Annotated in this window: 3 protein-coding genes; all 3 read right to left on the bottom strand. The window is 61.2% G+C overall.

Annotation, left to right across the window (positions count from 1 at the left end; all coding sequences use genetic code 11):
• Positions 1-38: 38 nt before the first annotated feature.
• A complete protein-coding gene (sypA, locus tag RGM3321_RS24230; RefSeq protein WP_244395141.1) occupies positions 39-16175 on the bottom strand; it encodes a syringopeptin non-ribosomal peptide synthetase SypA in 16137 nt (5378 codons plus the stop codon).
• Between the two features lie 138 nt (positions 16176-16313).
• The gene (gene syrD / locus RGM3321_RS24235) at positions 16314-18014 is read right to left on the bottom strand and encodes a cyclic peptide syringomycin export ABC transporter SyrD (protein ID WP_244395142.1); all 1701 of its coding nucleotides are present in this window, start codon (positions 18012-18014) and stop codon (positions 16314-16316) included.
• 81 nt (positions 18015-18095) lie between these two features.
• Positions 18096-19157, bottom strand: a complete 1062-nt coding sequence (locus tag RGM3321_RS24240; protein ID WP_244395143.1) for a TauD/TfdA family dioxygenase — start codon at positions 19155-19157, stop codon at positions 18096-18098.
• Positions 19158-19259: the final 102 nt, after the last annotated feature.

A 19259-nucleotide genomic window follows, 5' to 3' on the forward strand; every position in this document is an offset into this window, starting at 1 on the left:
ATCTTTCTCTTTCAGTAATGCCAACAGTTCGACCATGCTCACAGAACAATCTCCATTCTTTCCGTTGTTGCCGCGTATTCCAAAAGGGTCGGGTGCTCGAACAGTGACTTGACTTCCGCATCCAGGCCTTCCTGGCGCATGCGCTCCATCAGGCTCACAGCAAGCAGCGAGTGGCCGCCCAGTTCGAAAAAGTGGTCATGCCGTCCAACCTGAGTGACACCCAGCAAGTCTTGCCATATCTCTGCGATCAGTATTTCTCTCTCGCCTTGTGGGGCTTCATAGCCGCGGCTGATCAACGCGCCCTCGCTCGGCGCAGGCAGCGCCTTGCGGTCGAGCTTGCCGTTGGGCGTAAGAGGCAATGCGTCGAGATGCACGTAAGCCACCGGGACCATATAGGCCGGCAATTGCCCTAGCAGCCAGCCGCGCAGACTGTCGATGGCCGGTTCCGGTTCTGCTTGCGCGGATCGGACCGTGTAATACGCCACCAGACGTTTTTCACCAGGGACGTCTTCACGGGCGGTAACCACCGCTTCATGGACGGCCGGGTGTTTGGCCAGACGCGCATCGATCTCGCCGAGCTCGATACGGAAGCCGCGGATTTTCACCTGATCGTCGTTACGGCCGAGGTATTCGATATTGCCATCTGGCAGATAACGGCCAAGGTCGCCGGTGCGGTACATGCGTGCCGCTGGCAGCTGGCTGAATGGGTCTTTGAGGAAGCGTTCGGCAGTCAGGTCGTCGCGGTTCAGGTAGCCACGGGCCACGCCAGCGCCGCCGATGTAGATCTCTCCCGCCACACCCAGTGGCACGGGCTGTTGCTGCTCATCCAGCAGGTAGAACTGCGTATTGCCCACTGGTTTGCCGATGTGTGCAGCGAAGCCGTCTTCACGATCCATCGCCACCCAGCTTGAATAGGTGGTCGTTTCGGATGGGCCGTAGAGGTTGCACAGCCGCTGCACGCCGGTTTTTTCGAACAGGTTTTCTACCAGGCTGCGTTTCAGCGCTTCACCAGCAACGTTTACCGTGTGGACCGATGTTGGCAAGCCATTGACTCCCAACAAGGCCTTGAGCGCCGATGGCACGGTGTTGATCAGGCCGATATCGTGTTCGCCGTGTTGCAGTTCCAGAACGTTTTTAACTACCGCGATGCTTCCGCCCGAAGTCAGTGGCGCGAAGCACTCATAGACTGCGAGGTCGAAGTTCAATGAGGTGGAGAACAGCGTTTTTTCCAGCGCCGAATTGTTTTGGCCAGCATCGAAAGCCGTGTGCGCCCAGGTCAGGAAGTTCACGGTGTTGCGGTGCTCGATCATCACGCCTTTCGGCAGACCGGTCGAACCTGAGGTGTAGATCAGGTACGCCAGGTGCGCCGAAGTCAGCCCAGGCACCTGCGGATTCTGGGCGGATTGGTCCTGCCAGTTGCTCCGATCAAGATTGATGACGGGCACCGAAACATCGGCCAGCAGCGCTTCAGTTGCCGACTGCGCCAGCACGGCAGCCGGAGCGCTGTCCTGCAACATGTAAGCAATACGTTCCGCTGGATAAGCCGTGTCCAGCGGTACATAACCGCCGCCCGCCTTGAGGATCGCCAGCAAGCCGACGACCATCTCCATGCCGCGCTCAACGCAGATACCGACCCGCGAATCCGGCTGCACATCCTGCTTGAGCAAGGCATGTGCCAAACGGTTGGCCTGTTCGTTAAGCTGGCGATAAGTCAGGCGCTGTTCGCCGTGGACCACTGCCAGCGCCTCCGGTGTGCGCTCCACTTGTGCTTCGAACAAGCCATGAATGGTCTGCTGCCGCGGGAAATCCAGAGCAGTATCGTTAAACTGCTCCAGCAACTGCTCGCGCTCGGCAGCAGGCAGAACCGACAGGCTGTCGAGGGCAGTGTCCGGTGATTGTTCCAGCGCAACCAGCAGATTTTCCAGCGCAGTCTGCATATATCCGCACACTCGCCCGGCACCGACCTTGTCGGTCACCAGCACCGACAACTTGAAACCGTCGCCCAGGTCATCGACGTTCAAGGTCAACGGGTAATTGGTGCGCTCATCGCCACTGCGTACTTCGATACCGCGCCAGGCCGCAATTGACTCGTCTGAGGGCTCTGCCACGGCACTGTGACGGTAGTTGAGCAGCGAACTGAACAGTGGCAATGGCGCCGCCACACCGCTGCAACGCTGCGCGAGCACCAACGGCGCGTGTTCGTGGCCGAGCAACGCAGTGAGCCGGGCATGGGTCGCCCGCACCCCGTCCCGTGTACCCTGCCCGGCCAGATCGACGCGCAGCGGCAAAGTATTGATGAACATCCCCAACGCCCGGTCGGCACCTTCGCCACTCTGCATGCGGCCCATCAGCACAGTGCCGAATATCACTGTTTGCCTGCCCGATACCTTGCCCAACACCTGAGCCCACGCCAGATGCACCAGGCTCGCGGTACTTACTCCCAACTGGCGGGCCTGGGCACGCAGGCGCAGATTGAGCTGAGCGTCCAGTGTCAGGCTGCTGTCTTCGATATCGCGGCCGTCGCCCTGCACATCCAGCAGGCCGAACGGCAGCGTCGGTTCGTCTATGTCCCCCAGCAGTTCGCGAAAAAACGCTTCATGGGCCTCGCGGCTCACGCCCAGACGGGCCTGGGCCACGTAGTTGCGATATGGAATGGCGACGTCGAGCTGGCCGGTCTGGCCCAGCAGGTGTGCCTGCATGTCATGCAGCACAACTTCCATCGCCGTATGGTCGAGAATCATGTGATGGAACAGCAATATTGCCACCCAACGCTGGTTGGGCGAGTCTTCGGCGAAGGCCAGGCGCAGCAATGGTGCCTGGCTCATGTCCAGTCGCGAATGGCGAGGGTCGAAGCGCTGTTGCAACTGGTCCATGATCGGGCCCTCGACCGCGTCGAGTTCGACCTGTTCCAGATGCAGTCTGGACTGCCGCCAGACCACCTGCATCGGTGTTTCCAACCCCTGCCAGAGCACTGCGGTACGCAGGATGTCGTGACGGTCGATCACACTTTGCAGGGCGTCGATAAACGCGTTCAAGCGCTCGCGATCGGCGACCTCGAATACCGTTTGCAGGACGTAAGGGTCGCCTTGTTCTGCGGCCAGATGGTGGTAGAGGATCCCCTCCTGCAAAGGTGCCAGCGGGTAGATGTCCTTCACATTGCTTACGCCACCCGGCACGCTGGCGACAATACGGTCGATAGCGGCTTGATCGAGTTCGGCCAGCGGCAAAAGCTCTGGAGTGATGCGCGTGCAGTTGTCCGGGATGACATTTTCCGGGACTGTTATTTCACTTCCGCCACCTACAGCCGCAGCCAGCGCGGCGAGAGTCGGCTGGCCGAACAGCACGCGAACGTCGGCACTCAGGCCGATCTGACGCATTCGCTCGATCAGCGTCACCGCCAGCAGCGAGTGCCCGCCCAGTTCAAAGAAATGGTCATGTCGACCGACCTGCTCGACTTTGAGCACGTCGGCCCAGATCGTCGCCAGCAGGTTTTCCACTTCGCCTTGCGGTGCTTCGTAGCCACGGCTGACCAATGCCTGCGCATCCGGTACGGGCAGCGCTTTGCGGTCCAGCTTGCCGTTGGCTGTCAGTGGCAGCGCATCGAGGCGCACATAAGCTGCGGGCACCATGTAGTCCGGCAGGCGCGATTGCAGATGGTTACGCAGGGTTTCGATTTCCAGCGTTTGCTGTGGCTCACGCTGGGTGAAATAGGCCACCAGGCGCTTTTCTCCTGCGTCCTGTCGTGCCAGCAGCACTACTTCATGTACCGCAAGGTGCGTGGCCAGAACGGCCTCGATTTCACTCAGTTCAATACGGAAACCGCGAATTTTCACCTGACCGTCGTTACGGCCCAGGTATTCCAGATTGCCGTCGGCCCTCCAGCGTCCCAGGTCGCCGGTGCGGTACATCAGCGCGTCGTCATGCTCGCTGAATGGATCGGCGACAAACTGTGTGGCGCTCAATTCATCGCGGTTCAAGTAACCCCTGGCCACGCCCTGCCCGCCTATGTACAGCTCGCCGGGCACGCCCACCGCCACCGGTTGACGCAAGGCATCGAGGACGTAAACCTGGCTGTTGGCAATCGGCCGGCCGATCGGAATGCCACCGTGGTCCGCCGCAGTAATCTCGTAGGTCGTGGAAAAGGTCGTGGCCTCGGTCGGGCCGTAACCGTTGAGCAGATGTTGTGGTGCGCCTTGTGCCAGAACTCTGGTGATGACCGCTGGGTCCAGCACATCGCCGCCCACAATCAGGTAGCGCAAGTCGGAAAACACCTCCATCAGGCCGTCGGCGTATTGATGAAACAGGCCTGCGGTGAGCCACAGCACGCTGACCGACTGCGCCAGCAACAGCGCCCGGAATGCCTCCTGCGAGAGTAATACCGACTGCTCGACCACGATCACGCAGCCGCCGTTGAGCAGTGGCGCCCAGACATCCAGGGTGCTGGCGTCGAAGGCCGGGTTGGAGGCGAAAGCCACACGATCCTGCCCGTTGAAGTCGGCGTAGCCGTTGTCGATCACCAAACGGCTGATGGCACGGTGCGGCACCAGCACACCTTTTGGCGTGCCGGTCGAGCCGGAGGTGTACATGATGTAGGCCACAGAATCGGCGCAGGTCGGCCGATCGGGGTTGTCTGCCGGTGCCGTGCTCGCTGGCCGGGTGTCCAGATCCAGACGCCGCATGCCCGGATCCAGGGTTTCAGTGCTGTAGGTCAGAACCAGTACCGCCTGGCTGTCTTGCACCATGAAGGTCTGACGCTCACGCGGTGCATTGATGTCCAACGGCACGTAGATGGCCGCACATTTGAGCACTGCGAGTTGGCTGAGCACGAGGTCGATGGAACGTGGCAACAGCAGCGCTACGCTGTCCCCCGGCTGCACGCCCAGCTCCAGGAGTTTTGCCGCCAGACGGTTGGCCTGAACATTCAGCTCGTAGTAATTCAGCGTCGTCGTATCATGCGCCACCGCAGCGGCCTCGGGTGTGCGCTGTGCCTGAGCCTCGAATAGCGCATGCACGGTCATTTGCTGTGGTGAATCGGTAGCCGTGGCGTTAAAACCGACCAGTACCTGCTGACGCTCCGCCGCTGGCAGAATCGACAGGCTGTTCAGTGGCGCCGCAGGCGTTTGCTCCAGCGCATGAACGAGTTGCTCAATCGCCGCCTGCATGTAATCGCACAGACGTTGCGCACCGATCCGGGCAGTGACCAGCACTGACAACCGGAAACCATCGCCTGCATCGTCGATGTTCAGGGTCAGGGGGTAATTGGTGTTGTCCTTGGCGTTGAAGGTCTCGATCCCTTGCCAGGCGGCTTTATGCTGCGCTGTCACTTGGGTCGCTGCCATGTGCCTGTAGTTGAGCAACGCGCTGAATAGAGGGGCCGGTGCAGCGACACCGCTGCAGCGTTGGGCAAGTACCAGCGGCGCATGTTCATGGCCCAGCAAGGCCGTCAGTTGCTCGTGAGTTGCTTTTAATCCCTCGACCACCGCTTTCGCGCCGACATCGACGCGCAGCGGCAAGGTGTTGATGAACATGCCCAGGGCGCGGTCGGCTCCATCACCGGCCTGCATACGGCCCAGCAGTACCGTACCGAACACCACCTGCTCGCGGGCCGAGACACTGCCCAGCACCCGCGCCCAGGCCAGGTGCATCAGGCTCGCGGCGCTGACGCCCGCCTGCCTGGCCTGACCCCGCAGACGCTGGTTCAGTTCTGTGGTCAGGGTCACACAGGCATCTTCGATGTCGCGGCCACCGTCCTGCACGTCCTGCAAGCCGAACGGCAGTGTCGGTTCGTCGATATCGCCGAGCATGTCGCGGAAGAACGCTTCGTGCTGTGCCTCACTGACACCCAGACGAGCCTGGGCAACATAGTTGCGATACGGCACTGGCTCACCCAAGACTGCGCTCTGGCCAAGCAGGTGCGCTTGAACTTCATGCAGCACTACCTGCAGCGAGGTGGCGTCGTTGACCATGTGGTGAAACAGCAGCATTGCCAGCCAGCGGTCGTTGAGCGGGTCGTGGCTGAAGACAATCTGCATCAGTGGCGCCTGACGCACATCGAGGCGGTAATGCCGAGGATCGAAGCGCTGGTGCAATTGCTCATCGACCGGGCCGTCCGCCGGGTCGAGGAACAGCTCGGTGACTGGCAGTTCGGCCCTGCGCAGCACCACCTGCACCGGCTCGTCGAGACCTTCCCACAGCACGGCGGTGCGCAGGATGTCGTGGCGATTGATCACGCCTTGCAGAGCGCCGCTGAAATCGTCCAGGCGCGCCCGGTCACATAACCCGAACAACGCTTTCAAGGTGTAGGGGTCACCCTCTTCGGCGCTGATGTGGTGATAGAGAATCCCGGCCTGCAAAGGCGCCAGTGGATAAATATCCTGCACGTTCGCCATGCCGCCCGGCACGCTGGCAGCCACCAGGTCGATCTGCGCCTGGGTCAGACTCATCAGCGGCAGCAAGTCCGGGGTGATGTGTTCGCAACATTCTGGAATCAGGTTGGCCGGCACTACAACTTCCGTTCCGCCGCCGACTGCCGCTGCCAGCGCCGCCAGAGTAGGCTGGCTGAACAGCACACGGACATCGGCACTCAGGCCGACCTGACGCATGCGCTCGATCAGCTTCACCGCGAGCAACGAGTGGCCGCCCAGTTCGAAGAAATGATCATGACGCCCTACCTGCTCGACCTGGAGCACGTCGGCCCAGATCGACGCCAACAGGGTCTCGACTTCACCTTGAGGGGCTTCATAGCCACGGCTGATCAGCGATTGCGCATCCGGCGCCGGCAGTGCCTTGCGGTCTAGCTTGCCGTTGGCGGTCAGCGGCAGCGCATCGAGCTGCACGTAGGCCGCAGGCACCATGTAGTCTGGCAACAATCCTTGCAGATGGCTGCGCAGTTGTTCGATGTCGACAGGCTGCCGCGCCGTGACATAAGCCACCAGACGCTTGTCGCCCGGCACATCCTGACGGCACAGCACCACGGCCTCGCGTACATCGACGTGTTCGGCCAGGCGTGCCTCGATTTCACCCGGTTCAACACGGAAACCACGGATTTTCACCTGATCATCATTGCGACCCAGATATTCCAGATTACCGTCGGCACGCCAGCGAACCAGGTCGCCGGTGCGGTACAAGCGTGCCTGTGGGTCGCTGTCGAACGGGTCGGCAACGAATTTCTCAAGGGTCAGTTCATCCCGATTCAAATAACCCCTGGCGACACCCTGCCCGCCGATATACAGCTCGCCGGGCACGCCCAACGGCACGTGTTGGCCTTGGCTATCGAGCACATACAGGCGGCTGTTGCCCACGGGTTTACCAATAGGAATCGAGCCATTGCCGACCGAAGTAATCTCGCAGGTCGCGGAAAAGGTCGTCGCCTCGGTCGGGCCATAGCCATTAAGCAGGTGTTGCGGTGCACTGTTTGCCAATACTCTGCTTATGACAGCAGGGTCCAGCACATCACCGCCGACAATCAGGTAGCGCAGGCGCGAAAAAGCCTCGCCCAGCCCCGAGGCGTATTGATGGAACAAACCGGCGGTCATCCATAGCACGGTTACCGATTGCTCCAGCAGCAGACGCTGGAAGTCGCGCGGAGACAGCAAGGCGTTCTGCCCGATCACCACCACACAGCCGCCATTGAGCAGCGGTGCCCAGACATCCAGCGTGCTGGCGTCAAACGCAGGGTTGGAAGCGAACGCCACGCGGTCCTGAGCGTTGAAATCGGCATAACCGTTGTTGATCACCAAACGGCTTATGGCCCGATGCGGCACCAGCACACCTTTCGGAACACCCGTCGAACCAGAGGTGTACATGATGTAGGCAACACTTTCGCTTGACTGCGGCAACGCCAGATCAGTGTCTTTCAGATCACTCAGGGTCAAACCATCGAGATCGACACGTTGTGCCGCAGTTGCCAGCGAAACGTGGCTGTGGGTGAGCAGTACACGCGCCTGACTGTCCTCGACCATGAACGCCTGACGCTCGACCGGTGCATTGATGTCCAGCGGCACATACACCGCCGCGCACTTGAGCACTGCCAGTTGACTGGCGAGCAGGTCGCGGCTGCGCTCCAGCAAAGTCGCCACGCTGTCGCCCGGCTGCACGCCAAGACCCAGCAGATGCCGCGCCAGACGGTTGGCCCGAGTGTTGAGTTGGGCATAGCTCACTGCAACGCCGTCGTGGATTGCCGCACAAGCCTCGGGGAACGCCCGCACCTGAGCTTCAAACAGGCCATGCACGGTATGTTGCTGCGGATAGTCCCGCGCGGTGTCGTTGAACGCCACCAGCAGCTCCATCCGTTCGGCTTCCGGCACCACCGGCAGATCGCGCACTGCTGAGTCCGGCGCGGATTCAAGGGCTTGAACCAGATGGCTCAGGGCGGTCTGCATGTAGTCGCAGATCCGCTGGCCATCGAAGCCGGCTGCTACCTGTACGTTCAACAGGAAGCCTTCGCCTTGATCGTCCACCGACAGGGTCAACGGGTAATTGGTCCGTTCGAGTACGCCGAGCACCTGGGTATCCGCCCAACGATCGCCACCGCTGGCTTCACGTGCCGGGCTGTGGCGATAGTTGAGCAACGCGCTGAACAGCGGCGACGCTGCGTCCACCGCACTGCAGCGTTGCGCCAGCACCAACGGCGCATGTTCGTGGCCGAGCAATGCGGTCAATCGGGCGTGGGTCTGACGCACGGCCTGACGCACGGCGCAGTTACCGACATCGACCCGCAGCGGCAAGGTGTTGATGAACATCCCCAGGGCGCGGTCAGCACCCAGGCCACTTTGCATGCGTCCCAGCAACACAGTGCCGAAGACCACGTCTTCACGTCCGCTGGCGCTGCCCAGCACTCGCGCCCAGGCCAGGTGATGCAGGCTGGCTGCACTCACCCCCAGTTGCCGCGCCTGAGTACGCAGACGCTGACACAGATCAGCCGGAAGAGCGTGGCGAACCTCCTTGATACCCTGCCCGTCACCCTGCACTTCACGCAGGCCGAATGGCAGGGTCGGTTCATCGACATCACCGAGCATCTCGCGGAAAAACGCTTCGTGTTGCTTGCGACTCACGCCCAGACGAGCCTGACCCACGTAATTCCGGTAAGGCATCGCTACCGGCAGTTGCGCTGCGGTGCCTTGCAAGTGGGCGAGCATTTCTACGCTCATCACGTCCAGCGCGGTGTGGTCAAGGGCAATGTGGTGGAACAGCAGGATTGCCACCCAGCGCTGGTTCTCCGAGTCCTCGGCAAAGGCCAGGTGAATCAGCGGGGCCTGATTGAGATCGAGGCGGTACTCGCGTGGATCAAAACGGCGTTGCAACTGAGCGACGATATCGCCGCCGTCCTGGGCCAGGGTGATCTGCTCCATCGACAGTTCGACCCGGCGCAGAGCCACTTGCAGCGGTTGTTCCAGACCCTCCCAGACCAGCGCCGTGCGCAGGATGTCATGGCGATCAATCATCGCCTGCAAGCCTTCGGCAAAGCGCCGTACGTGTGCCGGATCATGCAGGACAAAGGTTGCTTGCAGCAGATAGGGGTCGCCCTGCTCCGCGGCGAGATGGTGATAAAGAATGCCTTCCTGCAACGGCGCCAGCGGGTAGATGTCCTGCACGTTCGCCGCGCCACCGGGAATGTCGGCGACAATGCGTTCGATACTTGCCTGGTCCAGCGCGGTGAGGGTCAGCATGTCCGGGGTGATGTGCCTGCAGCCCTCGGGAATGCCATTGGCGGGCACTTCGATCTCGATGCCGCCGCCCACCGCCGCCGCCAGTGCAGCAAGGGTGGGCTGGCCGAACAGGACGCGAACGTCGGCACTCAGGCCAACCTGGCGCATGCGCTCGATCAGCTTCACCGCCAGCAGCGAATGACCGCCCAGCTCGAAGAAATGGTCCTGCCGACCGACCCGTTCCACACTCAGCACTTCGCACCAGAGCGCAGCCAGCGTGGTTTCGATGTCGCCGATCGGGGCCTGATAGTCGCGACTGACGAAGGCATCGGCTGATGGCTGCGGTAGTGCGCGGCGGTCCAGCTTGCCGTTGGGCGAGACCGGCAGTTTTTCCAGGTGTACATAGGCTGCAGGGATCATGTAATCAGGCAGCAGAGCCTGTAAATGCAGACGCATCTGGTCGGCCTCGGGCACAACCTGCCCGGCCTGCACGCTGAAATAAGCGACCAGGCGCTTTTCACCGGGAACGTCTTCGCGGGCCAGCACCGCTGCATCGCGCAGGCCTGTAAATTGACCGAGACGCGCCTCGATTTCGCCCAGTTCGATACGGAAACCTCGGATCTTGATCTGATCGTCGTTACGGCCCAGATAGACGATCTTGCCGTCGGCCTGCCAGCAACCCAGGTCGCCGGTCTTGTACAGGCGCGCGTGTGGGTTGCCGACATCGCTGGCGGCAAACGGATCAGCGATAAAGCGTTCGGTGGTCAGGTCATCGCGGTTCAGGTAGCCACGCGCGACACACGCACCGCCGATGTACAGTTCGCCTGCCACGCCCACCGGCACCGGGCGCATGTGTTCGTCGAGCAGGTAAATGCGGGTATTGGCCACCGGCTGGCCAATGCTCGGCAAGGTTGGCCAGGTCTGTGGGTCGCCATCCAGGGTCAGCGCCGTGACCACATGGGACTCGGTCGGACCGTAGTGGTTATGCAGGCGAGCGTCGTTCAGACGGGCGAAGAACTGGCGCATCGGTTCGGTGATTCGCAGTTGTTCACCCGCAGTGATCACGTCCTGCAACAGGCACTCAGGCTGTTCGGGTTCGGTGACCACGGCCTCGGCCAATGCCTGCAGGGCAATGCACGGCATGTACAGGCGTTCGATACGTTGCTCGCAGATATGCTCGAACAGGCGGCGGAAATTCAGTCGGGTATCAGCGTGGATCAGCGACAGCTCGCCACCTGCGCACAAGGTGCTGAAGATTTCCTGAAAGGCCACATCAAAACCCAGTGCTGCGAACTGCAAGGTGCGTTGCCTGGGGCGCGAGTCCTCGACACTCTGAGCGATCTGCCACTGCATCAGGTTGACCAGCGGCGCATGGGGCATGGCCACGCCTTTGGGCTGACCGGTAGAGCCCGAGGTGTAGATCAGGTACGCCAGGTGCTGTGCGCCAAGCCCCGCGGGATGCGGATTGGTCACCGGCGCGCGGCCGATACCGTTCTCGGCGCGGGCGTCAGCTTCCAGCAGCAGCACCGGCATGGCGGCCTGCGCAAAGCGCTCGCGCAAACCACGTTGGGTCAGCAGCATTTTCGGTGCGCTGTCCTCGAGCATGTAGGCCAGGCGTTCTTCAGGGTAGGAAGGGTCAAGTGGCACGTAGCCTGCGCCGGCCTTGAGAATGCCCACCAGGCCGGCGATCATTTCCAGACTGCGTTCCACACAGATCGCTACGCGGTCATCAGCGCCAACGCCTGCAGCGATCAACCGATGGGCAATCTGGTTGGCCCACTGATTGAGCTCGGCGTAGCTCAGGCGCTGGCCTTGGTAGGTGACCGCCACCGAATCCGGTTGCGCAGCCGCCTGGGCCTCGAACAGTTGGTGCAGCAGAAGGTCTTGCGGGTAGTCGCGATCGAACGCGTTGAAGTCCTCCAGCAATTGACGACGCTCGTGCGCGGGCAACCAGTCGAGGCTGTGCAAGGGAGCATCGGGCCGGCTGTCCAGCGCGTCGGCCAGTTGCTCCAGTACGGTGTGCATGTAACCGCATATGCGTCGGGCACCGATTCCGGCTACTGCCTGAACGGTCAGGCCGAAGGATTCGCCGAGGTCGTCCACTGATAGCGATAATGGGTAGTTGGTGCGTTCTTCACCGCCGAGCACCTCGACACCGGCCCAGGTTCTGGTCTGCCCCGCCTGTTGAGGTGTCTGGGCGCCGACCGCGACATGGCGGTAGTTCATCAGCGCACTGAATAACGGTGTCGGTGCTGCCACGCCGCTGCATCCCTGGGCCAGGGACAACGGTGCATACTCATGACTGACCAACGCCGCCAACCGTGCGTGGGTGGTGCGCACAGCGGCCTCAACGCCCTGCTCTCCGGCAGCGACGCGCAATGGCAAGGTATTGATAAACATCCCCAAGGCTCGTTCGGCGCCCTGACCACTGAGCAGGCGGCCTAGCAGCACAGTGCCGAAGACCACATCCTGACGACCAGACAAGCGCCCTACCACCTGTGCCCACGCAAGGTGATGCAGGCTCGCGTTGCTGACACCCAGGCGCCGGGCATGGGCGCGAAGACGTCGGGCCAGCTCCGGGTCAACCGGCAACAGGGCTTCGTCCACTCCGCTGCCGTCGCCTTGCACGTCTTGCAGGCCGAACGGCAGGGTCGGCTCGTCAACATCGGCGAGCATGTCGCGGAAAAACGCTTCGTGCTCCTCGCGGCTCATGCTCAATCGCGCCTGAGCCACATGATTGCGATACGGTACCGACGCTGGCAGATGGTTGCCGCGTCCTTGTCTGAACGCCTCGATCTCTGCGCCCAGCAAGGCCAGCGAGGTGGCATCATCGATCAGGTGATGGAACAGCAATACCGCAACCCAGCTATGGTCGACGGGATCTTCGGCGTAGTGCAGGCGCATCATCGGTGCCTGATGCAGATCCATGCGTATCCGTCGTGGATCGAACTGTGCCTGCAACTGGGCCGCGACATCACCCTGGTCCGGGTGCGGCAAAAACGCCTCGACCCGCAGCCGTGCCTGACGCCAGACCACCTGCACTGGCTCGTCGAGCTCTTCCCAGGCTACCGCCGTGCGCAGAATGTCGTGACGGTCAATGACTTGCTGCAAGGCCTCCGTGAAGTCCAGCAGCTGCTCGAAGCCATTGAACCGCAACAACGCCTGCAACAGGTACGGATCACCCTCTCCACTGGACAAATGGTGGTAGAGGATGCCCTCCTGCAACGGCACCAGCCCATAGATATCCTGCACGTTGCTCACCCCGCCCGGCACTGCGGCGACCACACGGTCGATTTGTGCCTGGGTGAGCCGGGCCAGGGGCAGCATGTTCGGCGTTATACGCTGGCAATCGGCGGGAATCCTGCTGGCTGGCACCTGCACGTCTGTGGTCTTGCCACTGGCGGCCGCCAACGAGGCCAGGGTCGGCTGGCCGAACAGTACGCGCACGTCGGCATTCAGACCGACGTCGCGCATGCGTTCGATCAGTTTCACTGCCAGCATGGAATGCCCACCCAGTTCGAAGAACTGGTCATGACGGCCTACCTGCTCGACGCCCAGCAACTCGGTCCACAACCCGGCCAGGCGGGTTTCGGTCAGACCTTGCGGTGCCTCGTATTGGCGCCGGGCAAAGGCCTCGGCCGCGGGCAGCGGCAGAGCCTTGCGGTCGAGCTTGCCGTTGGCGGTCAGCGGGAAACTTTCCAGGCTGACAAAAGCGCTCGGCAGCATGTGCTCGGCCAGCGATAGACGCAGCTGTTCACGCAACCAGGTAGCGTCCGGTTCCTGCCCCGCGGTGCCGATGACATAGGCCACCAGACGCTGGTCGCCCGGTTCGTCTTCACGTACCACAACCACGGCGTCACGCACGCCTTCGCAGGCACTCAATCGGGCTTCGATCTCGCCCAGCTCGATACGGAAACCGCGAATCTTGACCTGTTCGTCGTTGCGCCCCAGGTATTCCAGGCTGCCGTCCGGCAACCAGCGACCCAGATCGCCAGAGCGGTACATCCGCGCACCGGGCGCCGAGGCAAACGGATCGTCGAGAAAGCGCGTCGTGTTCAATTCATCGCGATTGAGGTAGCCACGGGCCACACCTGCCCCGCCGACGTACAACTCGCTGACTGCACCCGGTGGCAGCGGATGGCCATAGGCATCCAGCAGATAAAGCTGCAGGTCCGGGATACGCGTGCCGATCGGGCTGGCGCCGACTCGCTCGGCGTCTTCGGGCTGCAGCGGGTAATAGGTCACATGCACCGTAGTTTCGGTGATGCCGTACATGTTAACCAGTTGTGTTGAGGCATTAACTTTACGGGCATACCACGGCTTGAGCATCGCTGTTTCCAGCGCTTCACCGCCGAAAATTACCTGGCGCAGCGAATGCACCTGCTCTTTGTCGCCCTGGGCCGCAATCAGTTGGCGGAACGCACTCGGCGTCTGGTTGAGCACCGTGACCCCGGCGCTGCACAGCAGGTTATAGAAGTCTTCGGGCGAGCGACTGACCAGTTGCGGGACGATCAACAGGCGCCCGCCGTGGAGCAGCGCGCCCCAGATTTCCCAGACCGAGAAGTCGAAGGCAAACGAATGGAACAGCGCCCACACGTCCTGTTCATTGAAGCCGAACCACTCTTCGGTGGCCGAAAACAGCCGTGCAACATTACGATGCTCGACCATCACACCCTTGGGCAGGCCGGTGGAACCGGAGGTATAGATCACGTAGGCAAGGTCGCTAGGCCTGACCGACACCTGCGGATTGCAGGCGCGCTCGTCCTGCAAGTCGACATCGTCGAGACAGATCAGCGGCACATCTAAAACCGGCAATGCCGACTGTACTGACTGCTGGCTCAACAATGCTACCGGCGCACTGTCGCCGAGGGTGTAGGCCAGACGCTCAAGCGGGTAAGCCGGGTCCAGAGGCACGTAACCGGCGCCGGATTTGAGGATGCCCAGCAAGCCGATAATCATTGCCGGGCCGCGTTCGACGCAGATGGCCACGCGATCGTCAGGGCGTACACCCAAGGCCAAAAGACGATGGGCCACCTGATTGGCACGCGCGTTGAGTTCGCCGTAGCTCAGGGTCTGCTCTTCGAACACCAGTGCAGCGGCGTCCGGGCGTTCTGCGGCGCGAGCTTCAAACTGCTGGTGAATCGTCAGGTCATTGGCAAAATGGGGCTGACCGGCATTCCACGCCTGCATCTGCAAAGTGTCGCTCTTGCCGATCAGCGAGAACCCGTGCACAGGCAGGTGCGGGTTCGCCAGCCCCTGCTCTATGACATGCTGCATGCGCTCGGCAAGGGGGGCGATTTCGTCGTGCTGAAAATACGCCTCGTTGTAGATGTAGTGCAGTCGCGATTCAGCCTCGTAAGCGTTGGTGCGCAGGTGGACGGCCAGCGGCGTCTGTTCGTGATTGTTCGAAGATTTGACGGCGTGGGCAGTTGCCTGGCCGAAGCGCAGCAGGTGATTGTTGCGCTCATAGGAGAACGTCAGATCGAACAGTTGCGTGCGCTCGGCACGGCGTAACTCAAGCAGGCGGTTGAGGTCGCTGACCGGAAAGCGCTGGCTGCGGTAATCCTGCTTGACCGCCCGGCAGATGCCCTGGACCAGCTCGGCGAACGGCAGGTCGGCGCTGAATTTCAGACGCACTGAACTGAGCTGGGTAAAGAGTCCAAGGGTCTTTTTGTAGCTGGCATTGGGGCGATTGAGGATCGGCAAGCCTATAACCAGTTCATCACGCTGATAGGCGCGGGTGAAGTACACGTACAGCACGGCCAGCAAAACATGGAACGACGAGGCGTTCAGTCTCAGGGCCAGGTCGTCGATCTGCTGTTCCAGGTCACGGGCCAGACCGTAGCTGAGGTGGCCGCTGCGGCTTGGTGCTTCGTTCTGAATCTGAGCCGGACGCGGGCGTGGCACCAGCAAGGGCTCGGGAATGTCGCGGTACTTGTCCAGCCAATAGGCTTGATCGAGGGCAAAACGTCGCGATCCGCGATACTGGCTGTCGTCCTTGATGAAGTCGACATAGGACGGTGCCGTCAGATCGGGCGTGTGCTGATCGTGCAGCGCGTTGTAAAGCTTACTGAGCGACGCGCAGAGCCCGTCGATGCCCCAGCCGTCGAGTGCAATGTGGTGGGCGTAAATCATGCAGTAGAAGCGCTGTGCTTCGAGCTTGAGCAAATGTATACGGAACAGCGGTTCGCCATCGAGCCGGAACGCACGCTCAAGCTGACGCTGCATCCAGCGTTCGGCAGCCTGAAACGGATCGTCCTGCCCTTGCAGGTCAATCGGTGTCACCGGCATCGGCATGCTCGAGGCGAAGGCCTGTAGCGGCAAGCCCTCCTCGTCACGCTCGTCAAGCAGGACCATGCGCAGAGCGTCGTGTTTTTCAATCAACAGGTCCACGGCCTGCTGGAACAACCCGGAATCGACGGCGCCGTCGATCTCAATATAGCCGCCGATGTTGTATAACGGCGAGTCGCCCTGGGTCATCTGATCCAGCCAGATATTGCGTTGGGCAGCGGTCAGGGCAAATGCCATACGTTTCTTCTCGCAAAGGGTCGGCCTCGCCGCGCGCAAAAGGCGGCGGCAGCCGTTAGTCAGGTCGTGGCCAGGGAGCAACCGGCTTCATGCAATTTCGTGAAGGATCGTCCCTGGAAAGTTGAACAGCGCTTCAGATCAGGCGCGCTTGCCCTGAACCGCGCACTTCACGTCGGAGACGATGCAACCGTCCGCCAACTTGATGATGCGGTCGGCCAACTGGAAGTACTGATCGTCGTGAGTAATGATCAGGATCGTCTTGCCGCGACGTTTGAGGTCCGGCAGCAATTCTTCGTAAAAGAAACGCTTGAACGGCGGGTCCTGGTCGGCGGCCCACTCGTCCAGCAGGTAAATCGGACGGTCCTCCAGGTAGGCGCAAACCAGTGCCAGGCGTTTCTGCTGGCCGTATGACAAGTCCGTGGTGGTCGAGTAACCAAGTCCCTCGATCTTGACCTTTTCTTCCAGGCCCAGAGTCGACAGGTATTTCTGCGCCTGATCGGTGCTGGGATGCTCTTTCTCGTCAGGACCTATCAATCGGTTGAACACATGGAAGTCAGAGAACACCGCCGAGAACAGATCGCGATAGTTGCCGCGCGAGTCGTCTGTGACCGCCGTACCGTCGAGCAGTAGCTGACCCTCTTGCGGGATGTACAGGCCGCAGAACACTTTGGCCAGGGTGCTTTTGCCACAACCGTTGCCGCCGACGATGTAGACCAGCTCACCAGAGTGGATCGTCAGGTCGATAGGTCCCAAAGCAAAACCGGAACTGCTCTGCGGGTCCTTGTAGTTCATGTGTACGTTCTTCAGCTGGATACTGCCCCATGACTTCTTGTGATCGAGAAGCAGCACATTGTCGGCATCGCTGGTTTCCGGTTCTGGATGCGGTTCGTTGATGGAGAATCCGAAATCCGCCAGTCGCGTGCAGGCAATACGTCCCTGGGCCAGCATCGGCATGGCGCTGACCAGCATCACCAGCGGGCCCATGATGTACAGCACCGCCAGCACACTGGCACTCATGGTCCTGGCATCGATAACAGCGAACATCGGCGCAGCGAACAGCAGGCAGCCAACCAGCAACGACAGGGTCAACTGGCCAACGTTTTCGGCGGCAGTGAACCAGAGCCGTTCGATGTAGTTGTACTTCGCGACCCGGACCGAAGATTCCTGGATCGCCGAGCGGCTGAACCAGCGGCGGCGAATACCGTTGAGTTTCAGTTCCTTGAGGCCGAACACAAGCGCGTGTGTGTATTCATTGAAGGCCGTGAATTCGTCGCGCACCTTGTGGGTGAACTTCATGCCACCCATGAAAAACAGCATGTACATTGCAACGCCCAGCACCATCAGCGAGATGGTTATCGCAAACACCACCCAGGACAGGTAGGCCAGGTAGGCAATACCGAACAGGAACACCGCCGACTCAACCAGGATCGTTGGCATGACCAACAGCGTAGCGTTGAGTTGCGGCATATCACTGGTCAGCAGGGTCAGCACATTCGGCGCACCACGGCGGTCGATTTCCTCAAGCGGCGTGCCGAGGATCTTGCGGCACAGGGCAATGCGCATACGGGTCATGATGCGCATGCTGGCGTAGGCTGGAAACAGCGACGCACCGTTGCGGAAAACCAGGGCAACCAGGCTCAGGCCAACGAACCAGAACAACGACTCACGCTGAAAGGTCTCCTCGTGAATCGCCTGGTTGATCACATTGACCACGGCAATGGACGCAATGCCGCTGATGATCCCGGTCACCAGCGTAAAGAACGTCAGCCAGGGATGGCTGTTCCATAACAGACGCATGATCGAGCCAGGTCTGGCCTTCTTTTCTTGCTTGGTTTTCATTGGTTGCTGTCCTTGGATGCATTAGCCCGCACGGGGCGCCGCTGGTTGAAAACCCTGACGGGATCACTGGAGATCGATCATTCAGCCCGGTTGCCAGACATCGCCCCGAGCGGTCATTTCACCCATGGCTACAACGATCAGCCGGGGCTCTTCATAAGGGTCTCGGGCATGGGCGACGAGCATGTTGTCAAGCATCACCACATCGCCCTTGCGCCAGTCGAAGCGCACTGCGCAAGCCTCGTAGGCATCGCCGATCAAGGCCATCACCGAGTCTTCGATGGCTGAGCCGTCGCCATAGCTGACCAACCGTGGCAGGCGGTCGGGGCCGAACATATCGAGCAGGTCCTCGCGTAGCTCTTCGCCCATGCAATAGGGGTGATGCAATTGCACCTGATTGAAAAAGCCACGCTCGCCGGTGAACGGATGGCTGATTACCGCCGGACACTGGGTGCGAAGCTGCAGTGTGTCGCCGTCAAGCCATTCGAAGTCCGTACCCTGTTCGCGGCAACGCTGCTCGATAACGCTGCGTTCAGAGGTGCCGAAGAACGATTCCCAGCTCGGCTCGATACCGGCAGTGAAGGTGCGGCTGTAAAGCAGGCCTTTGCTTTCAAAGCGCTCGACCACCTCTTTTGGCAGATAGGCGAGCACTTGGCGAATGTCCGCCAGCGGCGTTGCCCCGCCCACTTTCGAAGGCTTCTCACAGAAGAACCATTGCTTGCGAGGCCAGCTTTCCAGGTGCGAACTCTCGTTGTGATAAAGGATCATTTCGCGCTCGGGATAAGGCGTTGAGCGATAGACATTGCGCCCGCCTTCCTTCTTCGGAAGATCGCCGTATGTGCCGTGCAGGCCAGGCGACAGCGCCTCGGCAAATGCTTCGAAGGCAGCGACCGAAGGCAGGTCAAACCCGCGAAACAACACCGCGCCGTGACGACACAACAATGCCTCAATCGCCTCGCGTCGCTCGCTGGCCCACTGAGCCGGGTCGAGCCCGTCAGCGATTGGCTCGACGACCATCGGCAAACTGATGCCGGCAGCCAGCAGGGACAGCCGCACCGAGCGGTCAGCGGCCCCGTCGGGCCACGTTGGCGCATCCGCTTGCTGTTCGTCAGCGAAAACGGGCGCAGTGTTAGCTTGAAGACTCATGAATAAACTCCTGGACCTCAGCCCTTCACATCCACGTTGTTTGGTGCCAGACCAACACGTTCCAGCACCGCGCAAGAATAAAAACACTGATGGCCGGGGGGC

This window comes from Pseudomonas sp. RGM 3321 (genome assembly GCF_022836805.1).
Lineage (GTDB): Bacteria > Pseudomonadota > Gammaproteobacteria > Pseudomonadales > Pseudomonadaceae > Aquipseudomonas.